Here is a 16517-nt window from a genome sequence, read left to right on the forward strand (position 1 = left end):
GCTTGTCGATGACCGAATCAGAGGGCCTGCACCAGCTCGGGGACGGCCTGGAACAGATCCGCCTCGAGGCCGTAGTCGGCCACGCTGAAGATGGGCGCCTCCGGATCCTTGTTGATCGCGACGATGACCTTGGAGTCCTTCATGCCCGCTAGATGCTGGATGGCGCCGCTGATGCCCACGGCAACGTAGAGCTGGGGCGCGACGATCTTGCCGGTCTGCCCGACCTGCCAGTCGTTGGGCGCGTAGCCGGCGTCGACAGCGGCGCGGCTGGCACCGATGGCCGCCCCCAGCTTGTCCGCCAGCGGGGTGATGACCTCGTTGAACTTCTCGGCGCTGCCCAGCGCACGCCCGCCGGAGACGATGATCTTGGCGGCGGTCAGCTCGGGGCGGTCGCTCTTGGCCAGCTCGCTGGCCACAAAGCGGCTCTTGCCGCTGTCATCCACCGCCGGCACCGACTCGACCACGGCGGCACCGCCGCTGGCCGGCGCCGCGTCGAACGCGGTGGTGCGCACGGTGATGACGTGCTGCGCGTCGCTGCTGCGCACGGTGGCGATGGCGTTGCCGGCGTAGATCGGGCGCTCGAACGTGTGCAGGTCCACCACCGCGGTGATGTCGCTGAGCTGCGCCACGTCCAGCTTGGCGGCGATGCGCGGCGCCACGTTGCGCCCGGCGGCGGTGGCCGGCAGCAGGATGTGGCTGTAGCCGGCGGCCAGCGCCAGCACCTGCGCCGCCAGGTTTTCGGCCAGGCCGTGCGCCAACGCCGCGCCGTCGGCGTGCAGCACCTTGGCCACGCCGGCGATCTGCGCCGCCGCCTGCGCCGCCGGCGCGGCCCCTTGGCCGGCCACCAGCACGTGGATGTCGCCGGCACCGGCGGCTTGCAGTTTCAGCGCCGCCCCAACGGTGTTGAGCGTGGCGCCCTTGAGGGAGGCGTTGTCGTGTTCGGCAATGACGAGGATGGTCATGGTGGCGCGTCCTTTCCTCAAATGACCTTGGCTTCGTTTTTGAGCTTGTCCACGAGCGTGGCCACGTCAGGCACCTTGATGCCGGCGCTGCGCTTGGGCGGCTCGGCCACCCGCAGCGTCTGCAGCCGTGGCGTCACGTCTACGCCGAGGTCGGCGGGCTTGACGGTGTCCAGCGGCTTTTTCTTGGCCTTCATGATGTTGGGCAGCGTCACGTAGCGCGGCTCGTTGAGGCGCAGGTCGGTGGTGATGATGGCCGGCAGCTTCAGCGCCAGCGTCTCCAGGCCGCCGTCGACCTCGCGCGTGACCTCGACCTCGTCGCCCTTGACCTCGACCTTGGAGGCAAAGGTGGCCTGCGGCCAATCGAGCAGCGCGGCCAGCATTTGGCCGGTTTGGTTGGCATCGTCGTCGATGGCCTGCTTGCCCAGGATGACCAGCTGCGGCGACTCGCGCTGCACCAGCGCCGCCAGCAGCTTGGCCACCGCCAGCGGCTGCAGCTCGGCGTCAGTCTCGACCAGAATGGCGCGGTCGGCGCCGATGGCCATGGCGGTGCGCAGCGTTTCCTGGCACTGCGCCACGCCGCACGACACCGCCACGATCTCGGTGGCCACGCCTTTTTCCTTCAGGCGCACGGCTTCTTCCACCGCAATCTCGTCGAACGGGTTCATGCTCATCTTGACGTTGGCGATATCGACACCGCTGCCGTCAGCCTTGACCCGTACCTTGACGTTGTAGTCCACCACGCGTTTGACGGGGACGAGGATCTTCATGCGTTGCTCCTGAAGGTGACCAAAGCGTGTATGCCATGGTTGACGTTTACGTCAACGTCAACCCGGCCCCCATTGTACGGGCCCCGGCGGCGCCGGGACCACAAAAAACGAACGATCGTTCGATTTTTGGCGATTATAGGCACAGCCTCTGCGCGCCACAAGCCCTACCCCGCGCCCGCATCCGTCGCCTGCGCGACGACCGCAGCGGGCGCGCCGCGCAGGTGCAGCACGCGTTGCGGGTAAGGGATCTCCACCCCGTGCTCGCGCAGCAGCGCCAAGATGCGCAGGTTGATGGCCGAGCGCAGCCCGAGCTGGCCGTTTTCCGGGTCGGCGATCCAGTAGCCCAGCGTGAACTCCAGCCCATCGGCGCCAAACGCCGACAGCGCCGCCAGCGGCGCGGGGTCGCGCAGCACACGCGGCTGCTCCAGCGCCGCCTGTTCCAGCAGCCGCCGCACCAGGTCGACGTCGCTGTCGTAGGCGACGCTGACCACCGTGGACTGCCACACGCGCGGGTCGGACAGCGACAGGTTTTCCACCCGCTGCGTGATCAGCATCTCGTTCGGCACGATGGACTCGCGCCCGCTGACGGCGCGGATGACCGTGTAGCGTGCCTTGATGTCGGCCACCACGCCTTCGAAGGCGTCGAGGCGCACCATGTCGCCGATGCGCATGCTGCGCTCGGTCAGGATGACAAAGCCGCTGACGTAGTTGGCGGCCAGTTTTTGCAGGCCAAAGCCGATGCCCACGCCGATGGCGCCACCCAACACCGACAGCGCCGTCAGGTCGATGCCCACTGCCGATAGCGCCAGCATCAACCCGACGGACAGCAACAACGCCCGTGTGGCGTTGCTGGCGACCTTGCGCAGCGACAGCGACTCGCCGCTGGCGTCGCGCAGCAGCCGCGCCTCGATGGCCGACGACACCCACAACGCCACGATCAGCACCACCGCAGCCGACAGCGCGCCTTCCAGCAGCGTGCGCACCGACACCGTGCTGCCGCCCAGCTTCCAGTGGATCTGGTCCAGCTCGGCCAGCACCACCGGCAGCAACCCGGTGATCCAAGCCACTGCCGCCAGCCACGCCAGCCACGACAGCGACCGCTCCACCGGGCGCAGCCAGGGCGCGCCGCGAAACGCCACCTCCAGCACCTTGACGCCGACCCGAATCGCCACCAGCGCGATCAGCGCGGGGATGGCCACGCTCCACACCGCACGCGGCACCCACATCGCCGTCAGCGTCCGCCCGGCGTAAGCCAGCACCAGCCACAGCAGCGGAAACAGCACGCCGTCGATGCCGCGGCGGCCAAACCAGATCGAGCGCTCGGCATCCGGGTTGAACGCGCGCTGCAACCCGCGCACTGCCAACCACCCCAGCGCCCCTGCCAGCGCCAGCACGCCCAGCTCCAGCAGCGCGCCGGGTTGGGCAAAGGCGCGCAGCCACGCCTGCAGATCGTCCAGCGGAACCGGCGAGCGCGCCATCACACCCCCCCGCTGCGCCACGCCGGGGCGCGTTTTTCGACGAACGCCTGCACGCCTTCCTGCGCCACCTCGTGCATCATGTTGCACGCCATCGTCTGCCCGGCCAACTGGTAGGCGGCTTCGATGCCGGTCTCCCGGTGCTGGTAAAACACCGCTTTGCCCATCGCGATGGCCGCACGCGGCTTGGCCAGGATCGACGTCACCAGCCGCTCGACCTCGGCGTCCAGCGCCTCCAGCGGCACCACGCGGTTGACCAGACCGCGCGCGTGCGCCTCGTGCGCGCCGATGAATTCGCCCGTCAACAGCATTTCCATCGCCACTTTGGTGGGTACGTTGCGCACCAGCGGCACGCTGGGCGTGGCGCAGAACAGGCCAACGTCGATGCCGTTGACGCCAAAGCGCGCTTCCTCGGCCGCCACCGCCAGGTCGCACTGCGCCACCAGCTGACACCCCGCCGCCGTGGCCAGGCCCTGCACGCGCGCGATCACCGGCACCGGCAGGCGCTGGATCTGCAGCATCATGCGCGAGCACTGGGCAAACAACTGCTGGTAGTACGCCAGGCTGGGGTTGGCGCGCATTTCCTTGAGGTTGTGCCCGGCGCAAAACGCTTTGCCCGCCGCCGCGATGACCAGCACGCGCCCGGCTTCGTCGGCCGCCACCTCGTCCAGCTTGGCCGACAGCGCCGCCAGCATCGCCTCGCTGAGCGCGTTGAAAGTCTTGGGGGTGTTGAGCGTGAGGGTGTGCACGCCGCGCGCATCACGCTGGTGCAACAAGATGGGCTCTTGCTCGCTCATCGACATGGGTAGGTCTCCTCGTTACGGAGGCGTTCGCCGTCACAGGTCGGCCAGCGTGCGCACGTGCGCCTCGACGCTGCGCGCCAGCGCGCTGAGGTTGTAGCCGCCCTCCAGCACGCTGACGATGCGGCCCTTGGCATGGCGGCGCGCCACGTCCATCAGCCGCTGCGTGATCCAGACGTAGTCCTGCTCCACCAGCGCAAGCTGGCCGAGGTCGTCCTCGCGGTGGGCGTCGAAGCCGGCGCTGATCAGGATCAGCTGCGGGCGGTGCGCCTCCAGCCGCGGCAGCCACATCATCTCGATCAGCTCGCGCACGTCCATGCCTTTGGTGTAGGCCGGCACGGGCACATTGACCAGGTTGGCGTCGTCGCGGTGGTCCCACTCCGGGTAGTACGGGTGCTGGTAGAAGCTGCACATCAGGATGCGCTCGTCGCCGGCGACGATATCCTCCGTGCCGTTGCCGTGGTGCACGTCGAAGTCCACGATCGCCACGCGCTGCAACCCCAGCCGCTGCAACGCGTATTTGGCCGCCACCGCCACGTTGTTGAAGAAGCAGAATCCCATCGCCCGGTTGCGGCAGGCGTGGTGCCCCGGCGGGCGCACGGCGCAGAAGGCATTGGCCAGCTCGCCGTTGACCACCGCCTCGGCGGCGTCGATCGCGGCGCCGGCCGCGGCCAGCGCGGCCTCCCAGGTGTGGGGATTGAGCGCCGTGTCCGGGTCGACGGACAACGTTTGCGGCCCGCCCGCCGCGATGGCATCGCGCAACTCGTCGCTCAACCCGCGGATGGCCGCGACATACAGCCGATCATGGGCCAGCTCCAGCTCAGCGGCCGAGGCCAGGGTGGCGGTGCGCTGCTCCAGGGCATCGAGCAGGCCGGTGATCAGCAGGCGGTCGTCGATGGCCCCGAGCCGCTGGGGGCACTCCGGGTGGCCGGGGCCCATGTCGTGCCGGACGCAGGCGGGGTGGGTGTAGTAACCGGTCGGTTTCATGGCAGACGGATTGGGGGGCGACGCGCCGCAGCGCTTTCCGGTATCGTCGGGGCATGACCGCGTACCGGCCCCTCATTGCCTCCTTGATGCATCAGCTTACCACGGTCATCGTGGGCAAAGACGACGTCCTGCGCGATGCCGTGACCTGCGTGTTGGCGGGCGGCCATTTGCTGATCGAGGACGTGCCCGGCGTCGGCAAAACGACGCTGGCGCAGGCGCTGGCGCGCACACTGGGCCTGCAGTTTGCGCGGGTGCAGTTCACGGCCGACCTGATGCCCAGCGACCTGATCGGCGCGTCGGTGTACGACCGAGCGCGCCAGGACTTCGTGTTCCACCCCGGGCCGCTGTTCACCCAGGTGCTGCTGGCCGACGAGATCAATCGGGCCAGCCCCAAGACCCAGAGCGCGCTGCTGGAGGCGATGGAGGAGCGCCAGGTCAGCGTCGATGGTGCCACGCATGCGCTGCCGCGACCGTTCTTCGTCATCGCGACGCAAAACCCCTTCGAACAATTGGGCACCCACGGCCTGCCCGAGTCGCAGCTGGACCGGTTTTTGATGCGGCTGTCGCTCGGCTACCCCGGCCGCGCGGCCGAGCGCGCCCTGCTGCGGGGCGAGGACCGCCGGCAGATGCTGCAACGGCTGCCGGCGGCGCTCGATGCCGAGGGTTTGCTCGGCTTGCAGCAGGCGGCGGAGGCGGTGGCGGTAAGCGACCCGTTGCTGGACTATCTGCAGGCGCTGCTGGCCGCCACACGCGAGCCGCGCTGGTTTGCCCACGGCCTGAGCCCCCGTGCCGGTCTGGCGCTGCTGCGCGCGGGCCGGGCCCGGGCGCTGGTGCAGGGCCGCGATTACGTGGCCCCGGACGATCTGATCGACGTGCTGGTCCCCGTGGCCGCGCACCGGCTCACACCCGCGGCAGGGGCCGGACGCGATGCGGCGGGCCAATTGCGCGCACTGGTGCAAGCCCTTCCCCTGCCTTGAAAGCGCCCATGGCCCAGCCCCGCGCCCTGGTGCGAAGCCCGCTGGCGCGGCTGCGTGCCTGGTGGCTGGCGCGGCTGCCCGCGGCCGCCGAGCACGCGCTGACCCACCGCAATCTGTACGTGCTGCCGACCCGGCCGGGCTGGATGCTGGGGCTGACGCTGCTCCTGCTGCTGGTGGGCAGCATCAACTACCAGCTCAACCTGGGGTATTTGTTGACCTTTCTGCTGGCGGGCCAGGCGGCGGTCGGGGTGTGGGTCGCGCATCAGAACCTGCGCGGCCTGCGCCTGGGGGTGGACGTCGAAGGCGAGGCATTCGCCGGCCAACCGGTCCGGGTGCGGATCGATGTACACAACCCAGGGCGCCGCGCGCGCTGGGCCCTGACCGTGCGCTGGGCGCGGGCGGATGCGGACACGGCGTCGGTCGACCTCCCCCCCGGTGAGGCGGTGAGCGTGGCCCTGCCCCTGGTGTTTGCCACACGGGGGCGGCAGCCCCTGCCCCCACTGTCCATCGAGACCCGCTACCCGCTGGGCGCTTTTCGCGTCTGGAGCTGGTGGCGCCCGGCAGGCACGGTGACCGTCTACCCGGCGCCAGAAATCGACGCCCCGCCCTTGCCCGGTGCAGCGGCAACGGACGGCCCCACCCCTCCCCCTCTGGTGGCTTCCAGCGCGGCACCCGCCGCGGTGAGCGACGACGTGCCGGACGCCGTGCGCCCCTACCGCACCGGCGATGCCCCCGCACGGGTGCTGTGGAAAAAAGCCGCCCGCAGCGACGGCGACCCCAGCGGCTGGCTGGTGCGCGAGGCCGCCCAGCGGCAGGCCACGGCTGCGCTTTGGCTGGACAGCAGCACCTGCGGACTGCGCGATGCCGAGGCCCAGCGCGGGCGCCTGTGCGCCTGGGTGCTGCAGGCCGACGCCCGGGGCCTGCGCTACGGGCTGCGGCTGCCCCACCTGGTCGTGGAGCCGGACAGCGGCCCCGCCCACCGCCGGCATTGCCTGGAGTCGCTGGCGTGTCATTGACCCCCCAATCCCCACAGCGACCGAACGTCCGACCGCCGTTCGGCGCGCGGCTGCGCCTGCCGACCCTGCCGCGCGAGACGCGCGACACCTTGTTTTTGCTCGGGGTGATTGGCGCGATCGTCGGCATGCAGACCGGCCATATCCCGGTCTGGACGAGCGCCTTGGCCGCCGCCGTGCTGGTGTGGCGCGGTTGGATCGCGTGGCGCGGCCGGCCGCTGCCGGGCTGGCCGTGGCGGCTGGCGCTAACCGTGGCGGCCGCAGGCCTGACGGTGGGCAGCCACCGCACCCTGCTGGGGCCCGAGGCCGGCGTCACGCTCATCGTCGTGCTGCTGACGCTCAAGACGCTGGAGATGCGCACCCGGCGCGACGCCTACGTGATCTTTTTTCTGGGGTTCTTCACGCTGTGGACGCCGCTGTTGCGCTCGCAATCGCTGCTGACGGCGCTGGGCATCGGTCTGGCGGTGTGGGGCCTGCTGACCGCGCTGGTGCTGGCCCACCTGCCCAACGGCCGCCCGCCACTGTGGCAGGCGGCCCGCGCAGCGGGCGGCATGGCGCTGGCGGGCGCGCCGATCATGGCGCTGCTGTTCGCGCTGTTTCCCCGCCTGCCCCCGTTGTGGGGCATCCCCACCGACAGCACCATCGGCCGCAGCGGGCTGTCGGGGCAGATGCAGGTGGGCGATGTGGCCCAGTTGGCGCTGGATGAGCGGGTTGCGCTGCGGGTGGCCTTTCCCGACGGGGCGCCCCCGCGCGAGGCGCTGTATTTTCGCGGGCCGGTGCTGCGCGTGTTCGATGGCCGGCGCTGGCGACCGCTGCACGGCCCGGATGCAGCCGGCGGCATGCCCCCCATGCTGTTGCAGCAGGACACGGCGGGCCGCTTTCAGCCCACCGGCCCCGGCCTGCGCTACCAGGTGACGATGGAGCCCAGCCTGCGCCCCTGGCTGCTGACGCTGGAAGCCACCCCCACGGCCCCGGTGATCACCGCGGCCGGCGCCGGTGTGGGGGGCTGTCGCCCCAGGCGACCGCGGACCGGCAGTGGTGGCTGCCGCGCCCGATCACCGACGTGCTGCGCTACGAGGCCGTGGCCCACCCCGCGCACCGCAGCGGCGCCGACGCCCCGCGCCAGGCGCTGCATGTGGATCGGGAACTGCCGCCGGGCTACAACCCCCGGACGCTGGCATGGGCCCACTCGCTGCGGCGCGAGCTGGGCGAGCCCCCCGCCCCAGTCCTGGTCGAAGCCGTCTTGCGCCACCTGCGCGAGGGCGGCTACCGCTACACGCTGGAGCCGGGCGTCTATGGCCGCGACACCGCGGACGAATTCTGGTTCGACCGGCGGGCGGGTTTTTGTGAACACATTGCCTCGGCCTTCGTCATCGCCCTGCGCGCGCTGGACATCCCGGCGCGGGTGGTAACCGGCTACCAGGGTGGGGAGTACAACTCCATCGACGGGCGGTGGACGGTGCGGCAGAGCGACGCCCACGCCTGGGCCGAAGTCTGGCTGCCGGACGCCGGCTGGGTGCGCATCGACCCCACCGCCTATGTCAGCCCCGACCGCACCGCGGCCGGCGAGCGGCTGCGCCCGCCCCCGGGGCTCATCGCCACCGCCATGGTGCGGGTCGATCCGGCCCTGCTGGAGCGCGTGCGCGCGGTCTGGGACGCGGCCAACCAGCGCTGGAACGACTGGATACTGGACTACGGCCCCACCCGTCAGCTCGATCTGCTGCGGCGGCTGGGGCTGTCGGCGACGGGCTGGCAGGATGCGGCGCGGCTGCTGGGCATCGTGCTCGCCGCCGTGGCGGCGGTCGGCGTGGCCGCCCTGCTCTGGAGCCGGCCGCGGGTGGACCGTTGGCACCGGCTGCTGGCCCAGGCGGCCCGGCGTTGGGAACGCGCCGGCGTGCCCTGTCCGAACCCCCTCACCCCCGCGCGGCTGCGCATGGCCATCGCGCAGCGGGTGGGGGACGACCCCGACGGCGTGTACCCGGCCTGGGCCGAGTGGCTCGCGGCGCTCGAAGCGTCGCGCTACGATCCTGCCTGGTCCCGCTCCACCGATTCGACGATGCCGACGCTCACCCCCCTTGCCCGCCGCCTGCGCGATCTGCCCCCACCCCCTGTGCCAGACGGCGGACGGCGGCGCCTTCTGCTGGGTGCCGCGTGGGGGCTGGCCGTGGGCGCCGGCCTGGGCTTGCCGCCGGCACCGACCCTCGCGCGCAGCAAGGCGGGGCCTGCGCATGCCGCCGCGGCCGCCGCGTATGCCGAGCGCGCGGATGCCCGCGCCCTGGCCGACGCCATCGATGCCGCCGAGGCCTGGGACGACGGCTGGGCGCGCCGCTGGATTGCCCAGGCCCGGCACGACGCGCGCGCCGCGCAGCAGGTCCTGCCGCCGCCGCCCGCGGCGTTCAAGGACTGGGCGGCCTACCGCGCCCGGTTCGTCGAGCCGCGGCGCATCGCGGCCGGCGCTCGCTTTTGGGACGAGCACCGCACGGCGCTGGCGCGCGCACAGGCCGAATACGGCGTACCGGCCTGGCTGATCGTCGGGATCATCGGGGTGGAAACCCTGTACGGCCAACACCTGGGCCGCTACCGGACGCTGGACGTGCTGACCACGCTGGCGCTGGACTTCCCCGCCCAGCACCCGCGCGCCGCCGCCCGGCAGGCGTACTTCCAGGGGGAGCTGCGCGCCTTTTTGCGGCTGGCCCGGCTGTCCGGCTCTGCGCCCGACGCGTGGCGCAGCAGTTACGCCGGGGCACTGGGCTTGCCGCAGTTCATGCCCAGCAGCTGGCTGGCCCATGCGGTGGACTTCGATGGCGACGGCCGCATCGACCTGACCGCGAGCGCGGCGGATGCCATCGGCTCGGTCGCCCAATTTCTGCGGGCACACGGCTGGCAGCGCGATCTGCCCGCGCGCTATGGTGTGACCCCGCCACCCCCCGGCGAGGCGCTGACAGCCTTGCTGGCGCCGGACATCCGGCCCACCTTCACGCTGGACGAGGTGCGCACGCTCGGCGCCCAGCCGGCCGCGGAAGCGGAGGGACACCCGGGCCTGCTGGCCCTGGTGGAGCTGCAAAATGGCGATCCGGCCAATGGCGGCGCGCCGCCCACCTATGTGCTGGGCACCGAAAACTTCTTCGCCCTCACCCGCTACAACCAGAGCAGCTACTACGCGATGGCGGTGCTGGACCTGGGCCTGGCCGTCGAGCGCGCGCGGCAGGCGCGCTGATGCGCACGGGTGTCACGCATGGGTCTGGTCTGCACGGCTTCCGGGGTTTCCCCTGACGGGCGCGCGGGCGGTCGCGCGCTACCATCGGGGACACATTCGTTGATCCCGAGCAGAGGAGACCCCATGCGCATGATCCGCCAACTGGCCGCCGCCCTGGGCATCGGTGCGGCCTTGGTCGCCGGCACCGCCGCCGCCCAGTCCACGCAGTTCGTCAACGTCCTCACGGGCGGGCAAAGCGGCGTTTATTACCCCGTCGGCGTCGCGCTGTCGCAGATCTACGCCAAGGAGATCCCCAACGCCCGCAGCACGGCCCAGGTGACGCGCGCCTCGGCCGAAAACCTCAACCTGCTGCAATCGGGGCGCGGCGAAGTCGCCTTCACGCTGGCCGATGCACTGTCCGACGCCTGGAAGGGCAATGAGGAAGCCGGCTTCAAGCAAAAACTCGACAAGCTGCGCGGCGTCTCGGGCCTGTACAACAACTACATCCAGATCGTGGCCAACGCCGACTCGGGTATCCGCACCCTGGCCGATTTGAAGGGCAAGCGCGTCTCGGTCGGGGCGGCGCGCTCCGGCACCGAGCTCAACGCGCGCGAGATCCTCAAGGCCGCGGGCCTGTCCTACAGCGACCTGGCCAAGGTGGAGTACCTGCCTTTCGGCGAATCGGTGGAGCTGATGAAAAACCGCCAGCTCGACGCCACGCTGCAGTCCGCGGGCATGGGGGTGGCCTCCATCCGCGACCTGGCCACGGCGATCAAGATCGTGGTCGTCCCCGTGCCGGCCGATGTGGTGGCCAAGGTGGGCGACCCGGCCTACCAGCCCGCGGTCATTCCGGCCAACACCTACATCGGCCAGACCGCGGATGTGCCGACGGCGGCCATCCCCAACTTTCTGGTCACCCACGCCGGCGTGCCCGAGGATGTGGTCTACCGCATGACCAAGGCGATGTACGACAACCTGGACACCCTGTACGCCGCCCACAACGCCGCGCGCGCCATCAAGCGCGAGAACGCGCTCAAGGGCATGCCGGTGCCGCTGCACCCGGGCGCCGAGCGTTACTACCGCGAGGTCGGTCTGCTGAAGTGATCGCCGCATGAACGCCGCCACGGACACCCCACCGGCGGCCACCCCCTCCCATCGGGCCGACCTGCGCGGCCCGATTTTTTGGGTGGCCCTCGCCTTCGCCGCTTTTCAGCTCTGGATGGCGGCCTTCCATTCCCTGTCCAGCCAGGTCATCCGGGCCATGCACGTCGGCTTCGTGCTGTGGCTGGTGTTCCTGCTGTATCCGCCGTTCCGGCAGCACCCGGGCTGGCTCGGTCGGGCCGGACGGGCCCTGGGCTGGGGCCTGGGCCTTGCCGGCCTAGGCACGGGGCTCTACCAATGGGTGTTCGAGGCCGACCTCACCCAGCGCGCCGGCGAACTGGCGGGTTGGGACTGGTGGGTCGGCATCGTCGCGATCGCCCTGGTCTTCGAAGCGGCCCGGCGCGTGATGGGCTGGGGTTTGCCCATCATCTGCGCGGTCTTTCTGGCCTATGGCGCGTTCGGGCAACACCTGCCGGGCGCGCTGGCCCACCGCGGCTACGACTGGGAGATCCTCATCGCCACGCTGGGCTTTGGCACCGAGGGGATCTACGGCACACCGACCTATGTGTCGTCGACCTACATCTTTCTGTTCATCCTGTTCGGCGCGTTTCTGGAGCAGGCGGGCATGGTGCGGCTGTTCACCGACTTTGCCATGGGGACGGTGGGCCACTCGCGCGGCGGGCCGGCCAAGGTGGCGGTGATCTCGTCGGGCCTGATGGGCACGATCAACGGCTCCGGCGTCGCCAACGTGGTGACGACGGGGCAGTTCACCATCCCGCTGATGAAGCGCTTTGGCTACAGCCCGGCGTTTGCCGGCGGCGTCGAGGCCACCTCCAGCATGGGCGGACAGATCATGCCGCCGGTGATGGGGGCGGTGGCCTTCATCATGGCCGAGACGATCAACGTGCCCTATCTGGCCATCGTCAAGGCGGCGCTGATCCCGGCGATCCTGTACTTCGTGACGGCGTTTTGGATGGTGCACCTGGAGGCCGGGCGCAAGGGCCTGATGGGCCTGCCCCGGGAGCAGTGCCCCGATCCGTGGGCCGCGGTGCGCGAACGCTGGCACCTGCTGCTGCCGCTGGCCTGTCTGGTCGCGCTGCTGTTCTCCGGCTACACGCCGATGTTTTCCGGGACGGTGGGGCTGGCCCTGACGGTGGTGCTGATCTTTGGGGCCGCGGTGATGCAGGGCGTGCGCGGACTGCCGCTGCGGGTGCTGTTCTGGGTGCTGCTGGCGCTGGCGTGCAGCGGGTTCTTCCGGTTTGGGGTGGGGACCTTTTTCGTGGTGACGGCGGCGCTGGTGGGGCTGACCTATGTGCTGCGCGTCGGGGCGGATGCCCGCTGGACGGCGCTGCAAGCGCTGGTGGACGGCGCGCGCCATGCGCTGCCGGTGGCATCGGCCTGCGCGCTGGTGGGGGTCATCATCGGCGTCATCAACCTGACGGGCGTGGCGGCCGAAATCGGCGGGCACGTCATCGCCATCGGCCGGGACAACCTGCTGCTGGCCCTGTTTTTGACCATGCTGACTTGCCTGGTGCTGGGCATGGGCATCCCCACGATCCCCAACTACATCATCACCAGCTCGCTGGCGGCGCCGGTGCTGCTGGAGCTGGGCGTGCCGCTGATCGTGTCGCACATGTTCGTGTTCTATTTCGGCATCATGGCCGATCTGACACCCCCGGTGGCGCTGGCTGCGTTTGCCGCAGCCCCGATCGCCCGCGAGTCGGGCTTGAAGATCAGCCTCAATGCCGTGCGGGTCGCCGTGGCCGGGTTCGTGGTGCCGTATATCGCGGTGTACAGCCCGGCGCTGATGCTGCAGGGTGACCCGACCTGGCTGGCCGTCGTGTGGGTGGTGTTCAAGGCGCTGGTGGCCATCGGCCTGTGGGGCGCGGGGGCGATCGGCTTTTTGTGGGGCCCGCTGGCGTGGTGGGAGCGGGTCTGGGCCATCGTCGCGGCCAGCCTGCTGGTGATGGCACTGCCGGTCACGGACGAAGCCGGTCTGGCGGGCACCGTGGCGTTGCTACTGTGGCACGGCCTGCGCCGGCGCCGCCGCCCGCCGGTGCGGGCGGGTTGAGCGGCGGCCATGGCCGGGCCCACTGCCTGGGCGCTGTGTCTGCTGTGGGCGGCCTCGGCCGCGGACCTGCCACCCACGGACGGGGGACCGCCGCTGGGCGCCGAAGTCGTGCTGCGAGCGCGCACCGTGACGCTGGCGTGGACGCATTCCATCGAGCGCGTGCGGTGGGAGGAGTCCTACACCCTGCTCGCCCCCACCGACACCGGACAGCGCTGCGCCCCCGCGCGGGACGGCGCCCTGTGCCCGCTGTGGGCCCGGGTGCGGGGATCGGGCGCGGGGATGGAGCCGGCGCCGGACGCCGTGTGGCGCGATGGCGGCTATGAATGGTCGCCGCCCCCCGCCGCCCTGCCCGCCCTGCGGCTGATGCACTCGGCCTACACGGCCGACTACACGCTGTGCCTGGACGGCCGGTGCCGGCCGCTGCGCGAGTGGGCCGGCCCAGTCCCGTCCGGCGCCAGCGCGTCCGACGCAGGCGTAGTGCGGCTGCGCCCGTGCCGGGCAACCGGCGACGGTCCGGCAAGCGGGGGCGTCATCAGGTCGACACCGGCAGCAAAAAGGTCTGACTGATGCGCGTGCCCAGCGCGTTGACCCGCTCCAGAAACTGCGTCAGGAAGGCGTGCAGGCCATTGGCCAGAATCTCGTCGATGCGGGCGAAGCGCAACTCGGCGCGCAGCCGGCCGGCGTGGCGCTCGGTCTCGGCCGAGTGGTCGTTGCGCACAGCCTCCAGGTTGCGCACCACCTCGTCCAGACAGGCCGTCAGGCTGCGCGGCATGTCCCGGCGCAGGATGAGCAACTCGGCCACCCGCTCGGGCGTGATCACGCTGCGGTAGACCTTGCGGTAGATCTCGAAGGCGCTGACGCTGCGCAGTATGCTGCTCCAGTGGTAGAAGTCCAGCGTCGGATCGGCGGCCGACAGGGGGCCGGCGGGTGTGGCCACCTCGGGCGCCGCGGCATGGAACTTGACGTCCAACATGCGCGCGGTGTTGTCGGCCCGCTCCAAAAACGTGCCCATGCGCAGGAAGTGAAAGGCCTCGTCCTGCAGCATGGTGCCGTAGGCCACCCCGCGCGAGACGTGCGAGCGGAACTTGACCCACTCGAAAAAATGCCCCGGATCGCGCTCGAAGTCGCCCGCACGCAACAGGCGCTGCAGTTCCAGCCAGGTCTGGTTTTGGGTCTCCCACATCTCGGTGGTGAGCACGCCGCGCACGGCACGGGCGTTTTCCCGCGCCGCGCGCAGGCACGAGAAGATGCTCGACGGGTTGTGCTCGTCGCGCACCATGAAGTGCAGCACGTCGCGCGCGCTGATCTCGCCATACTGGTATTGGTAGGCGGGCATCAGCTCGCTGATGCGCAACAGCCCCTCCCAGCCTTGCCGCGCCACCGCGTCGGACTGCGGCAGCAGCGAGGTCTGGTAATGCACGTCCAGCATGCGGGCGGTGTTTTCGGCGCGTTCGGTGTAGCGCGCCATCCAGAACAGGTGATCGGCGGTGCGGGACAGCATGTCGGCCTCCAGAAAAATCGGGCAAGGGTTGGGGTCAGGCTTCCAGCACCCAGGTGTCCTTGGTACCGCCGCCCTGCGATGAGTTGACGACCAGCGACCCCTCGCGCAGCGCGACGCGCGTCAGGCCCCCGGGCACCATCTGCACGGTCTTGCCGGACAGCACGAAGGGGCGCAGGTCGATGTGCCGCGGCGCGATCCCCTGCTCGACATAGGTAGGGCAGGTGGACAGCGACAGGGTCGGCTGAGCGATGTAGTGCTCGGGGCGGGCGCGCAGCGCCGCGCGAAAGTGCTCGATCTCCGCCGCCGTGGCCGCGGGGCCGACCAGCATGCCGTAGCCACCGGCGCCGTGCACCTCCTTGACGACCAGCTCGGGCAGGTGGTCCAGGATGTAGGCCAGGTCTTGCGGATCGCGCCCCAGGTAGGTGGGCACGTTGGCGAGGATGGGCGACTCCCCCAAGTAGAACTCGATCATCTTGGGCACATAGGGGTAGAGGGACTTGTCGTCCGCCACACCGGTGCCGATCGCGTTGCACAGGGTCACGTTGCCGCGGCGGTAGGCGTCCAGCAGCCCGGCGCAACCCAGGGTGGAATCGGGCCGAAACGCCAGCGGATCCAGAAAATCGTCGTCGATGCGACGATAGATCACATCCACCCGCTGCGGCCCGCGCGTTGTGCGCATGTAGACGAAGCCGTCGCGCACGAACAGGTCCTGGCCCTCCACCAGCTCCACCCCCATCTGCTGGGCCAGGAAGGCATGCTCGAAATACGCGCTGTTGTAGATGCCCGGCGTCATGACGACGACGGTGGGCTCGGCCGTGTGGCTGGGGGCCACGGCGCGCAGCGTCTCCAGCAGCAGGTCCGGGTAGTGCGCCACCGGGGCGACGCGGTGGTCGCGGAGCAGCTCGGGGAACAGCCGCATCATCATGTTGCGGTCCTCGAGCATGTAGCTCACCCCGGAGGGCACGCGCAGGTTGTCCTCCAGCACGTAGTACTGGGCTTCGCCCGCGCCGCCTGGTATTGGTGCACGCACGATATCAATGCCCGCAATGTGGGCATAGACGCCCATCGGCACGTCAACGCCCACCATTTCGGGGCGAAACTGGGCATTGCGCTCCACCTGCTCGCGCGGCACGACGCCGGCGCGCAAAATCTCCTGCCCGTGGTAGATGTCGTGGATGAAGCGGTTGAGCGCCGTGACCCGCTGCACCAGCCCGCGCTGCAACAACTGCCATTCGTGCGCGGGGATCACGCGGGGGATCAGATCGAAGGGGATCAGGCGCTCCGTGCCCGCGCCGTCCTCGTCCTTGTCGCCGTAGACGGCAAAGGTGATGCCGACGCGGCGAAAGATCATTTCCGCCTCCTCCCGCCATGCGGCCATGCGCTGCGGCGGTTGCTGGGCCAGCCAGCGGGCATAGGCGGCGTAGTGGGGGCGCACGCCGCCGTCGGCGGCGGTCATTTCGTCGTATCCGGTGCGGGGGGCTGGGGTCATGGTCGGGTCCCTGGGCGTTTGCGGCGCGGAACGAAGCCGGCGCTCGCCCCGCGGTCTGCAGTCCATGGTAGCAAGGCGCGGGCCAGCCGGCGCACCGGGTGAGGGTCCACGCAACGGCGCGCCGGCCCACCGTGACGTCTCACCAAGCGGTCACATAAGGCCGGTACGCTGTGGCGCT

Annotated in this window: 13 protein-coding genes and 1 pseudogene; 7 read left to right on the top strand and 7 right to left on the bottom strand. The window is 70.5% G+C overall.

Annotated elements, in window-relative coordinates:
• Positions 1-17 precede the first annotated feature (17 nt).
• The 5 genes from A9O67_RS12255 to A9O67_RS12275 all read right to left on the bottom strand — a co-directional run bounded on the left by A9O67_RS12255 (position 18) and on the right by A9O67_RS12275 (position 4991).
• On the bottom strand, positions 18-962 hold the full coding sequence (locus A9O67_RS12255) for an electron transfer flavoprotein subunit alpha/FixB family protein (protein ID WP_068610749.1): 945 nt from the start codon (positions 960-962) through the stop codon (positions 18-20).
• A gap of 17 nt (positions 963-979) precedes the next feature.
• A complete protein-coding gene (locus A9O67_RS12260) occupies positions 980-1729 on the bottom strand; it encodes an electron transfer flavoprotein subunit beta/FixA family protein (RefSeq protein WP_068610751.1) in 750 nt (249 codons plus the stop codon).
• A gap of 164 nt (positions 1730-1893) precedes the next feature.
• Complete coding sequence (locus tag A9O67_RS12265) at positions 1894-3207, bottom strand: mechanosensitive ion channel family protein (RefSeq protein WP_068610825.1); 1314 nt, start codon at positions 3205-3207, stop codon at positions 1894-1896.
• Positions 3207-4007, bottom strand: coding sequence for an enoyl-CoA hydratase (locus tag A9O67_RS12270; protein WP_068610755.1), 801 nt, complete (start codon positions 4005-4007; stop codon positions 3207-3209). Before A9O67_RS12270 ends, A9O67_RS12265 begins: the two co-directional genes overlap by 1 nt.
• Before the next feature lie 33 nt (positions 4008-4040).
• On the bottom strand, positions 4041-4991 hold the full coding sequence (locus A9O67_RS12275; protein ID WP_068610757.1) for a histone deacetylase family protein: 951 nt from the start codon (positions 4989-4991) through the stop codon (positions 4041-4043).
• 53 nt (positions 4992-5044) lie between these two features.
• On the opposite strand from A9O67_RS12275, the gene A9O67_RS12280 reads away from it, so the two are divergent.
• The 7 genes and pseudogenes from A9O67_RS12280 to A9O67_RS12310 all read left to right on the top strand — a co-directional run bounded on the left by A9O67_RS12280 (position 5045) and on the right by A9O67_RS12310 (position 13916).
• Complete coding sequence (locus tag A9O67_RS12280) at positions 5045-5968, top strand: AAA family ATPase (protein ID WP_068610759.1); 924 nt, start codon at positions 5045-5047, stop codon at positions 5966-5968.
• An 8-nt stretch (positions 5969-5976) separates the two neighbouring features.
• The gene (locus tag A9O67_RS12285) at positions 5977-6984 is read left to right on the top strand and encodes a DUF58 domain-containing protein (RefSeq protein WP_068610760.1); all 1008 of its coding nucleotides are present in this window, start codon (positions 5977-5979) and stop codon (positions 6982-6984) included.
• A gap of 125 nt (positions 6985-7109) precedes the next feature.
• Positions 7110-7889: pseudogene (locus tag A9O67_RS13880) on the top strand (DUF3488 domain-containing protein); the annotation flags it as partial.
• Between the two features lie 155 nt (positions 7890-8044).
• Positions 8045-10198 (top strand): lytic murein transglycosylase, encoded by a 2154-nt coding sequence (locus tag A9O67_RS13885; RefSeq protein ID WP_231960348.1) that lies wholly within the window; start codon positions 8045-8047, stop codon positions 10196-10198.
• A gap of 123 nt (positions 10199-10321) precedes the next feature.
• Entirely contained in the window at positions 10322-11281 is a 960-nt protein-coding gene (locus A9O67_RS12300; protein WP_068610766.1) for a TAXI family TRAP transporter solute-binding subunit, read from the top strand.
• A gap of 7 nt (positions 11282-11288) precedes the next feature.
• Positions 11289-13349: a TRAP transporter permease gene (locus A9O67_RS12305; protein WP_082955574.1), complete on the top strand. Its 2061-nt coding sequence runs from the start codon at positions 11289-11291 to the stop codon at positions 13347-13349.
• Between the two features lie 9 nt (positions 13350-13358).
• A complete protein-coding gene (locus A9O67_RS12310; RefSeq protein WP_068610769.1) occupies positions 13359-13916 on the top strand; it encodes a DUF1850 domain-containing protein in 558 nt (185 codons plus the stop codon).
• Here A9O67_RS12310 and A9O67_RS12315 read toward each other — a convergent pair.
• Positions 13882-14850, bottom strand: coding sequence for an alpha-E domain-containing protein (locus tag A9O67_RS12315; protein WP_068610771.1), 969 nt, complete (start codon positions 14848-14850; stop codon positions 13882-13884). The two genes, A9O67_RS12310 and A9O67_RS12315, sit on opposite strands and share 35 nt — an antisense overlap.
• A gap of 34 nt (positions 14851-14884) precedes the next feature.
• Positions 14885-16339 carry a circularly permuted type 2 ATP-grasp protein gene (locus A9O67_RS12320; protein ID WP_068610773.1) on the bottom strand — a complete coding sequence of 485 codons (1455 nt, stop codon included), beginning with the start codon at positions 16337-16339 and terminating at the stop codon, positions 14885-14887.
• Positions 16340-16517: the final 178 nt, after the last annotated feature.

Origin of the sequence: Tepidimonas fonticaldi, from assembly GCF_001675355.1 — a bacterium.
Classification (GTDB): domain Bacteria; phylum Pseudomonadota; class Gammaproteobacteria; order Burkholderiales; family Burkholderiaceae_C; genus Tepidimonas; species Tepidimonas fonticaldi.

Coding starts and splice junctions, on each gene's coding strand:
- A9O67_RS12255 (WP_068610749.1), bottom strand. CDS start 962: ATGACCATCCTCGTCATTGCCGAACACGACAACGCCTCCCTCAAGGGC.
- A9O67_RS12260 (WP_068610751.1), bottom strand. CDS start 1,729: ATGAAGATCCTCGTCCCCGTCAAACGCGTGGTGGACTACAACGTCAAG.
- A9O67_RS12265 (WP_068610825.1), bottom strand. CDS start 3,207: ATGGCGCGCTCGCCGGTTCCGCTGGACGATCTGCAGGCGTGGCTGCGC.
- A9O67_RS12270 (WP_068610755.1), bottom strand. CDS start 4,007: ATGTCGATGAGCGAGCAAGAGCCCATCTTGTTGCACCAGCGTGATGCG.
- A9O67_RS12275 (WP_068610757.1), bottom strand. CDS start 4,991: ATGAAACCGACCGGTTACTACACCCACCCCGCCTGCGTCCGGCACGAC.
- A9O67_RS12280 (WP_068610759.1), top strand. CDS start 5,045: ATGACCGCGTACCGGCCCCTCATTGCCTCCTTGATGCATCAGCTTACC.
- A9O67_RS12285 (WP_068610760.1), top strand. CDS start 5,977: ATGGCCCAGCCCCGCGCCCTGGTGCGAAGCCCGCTGGCGCGGCTGCGT.
- A9O67_RS12300 (WP_068610766.1), top strand. CDS start 10,322: ATGCGCATGATCCGCCAACTGGCCGCCGCCCTGGGCATCGGTGCGGCC.
- A9O67_RS12305 (WP_082955574.1), top strand. CDS start 11,289: ATGAACGCCGCCACGGACACCCCACCGGCGGCCACCCCCTCCCATCGG.
- A9O67_RS12310 (WP_068610769.1), top strand. CDS start 13,359: ATGGCCGGGCCCACTGCCTGGGCGCTGTGTCTGCTGTGGGCGGCCTCG.
- A9O67_RS12315 (WP_068610771.1), bottom strand. CDS start 14,850: ATGCTGTCCCGCACCGCCGATCACCTGTTCTGGATGGCGCGCTACACC.
- A9O67_RS12320 (WP_068610773.1), bottom strand. CDS start 16,339: ATGACCCCAGCCCCCCGCACCGGATACGACGAAATGACCGCCGCCGAC.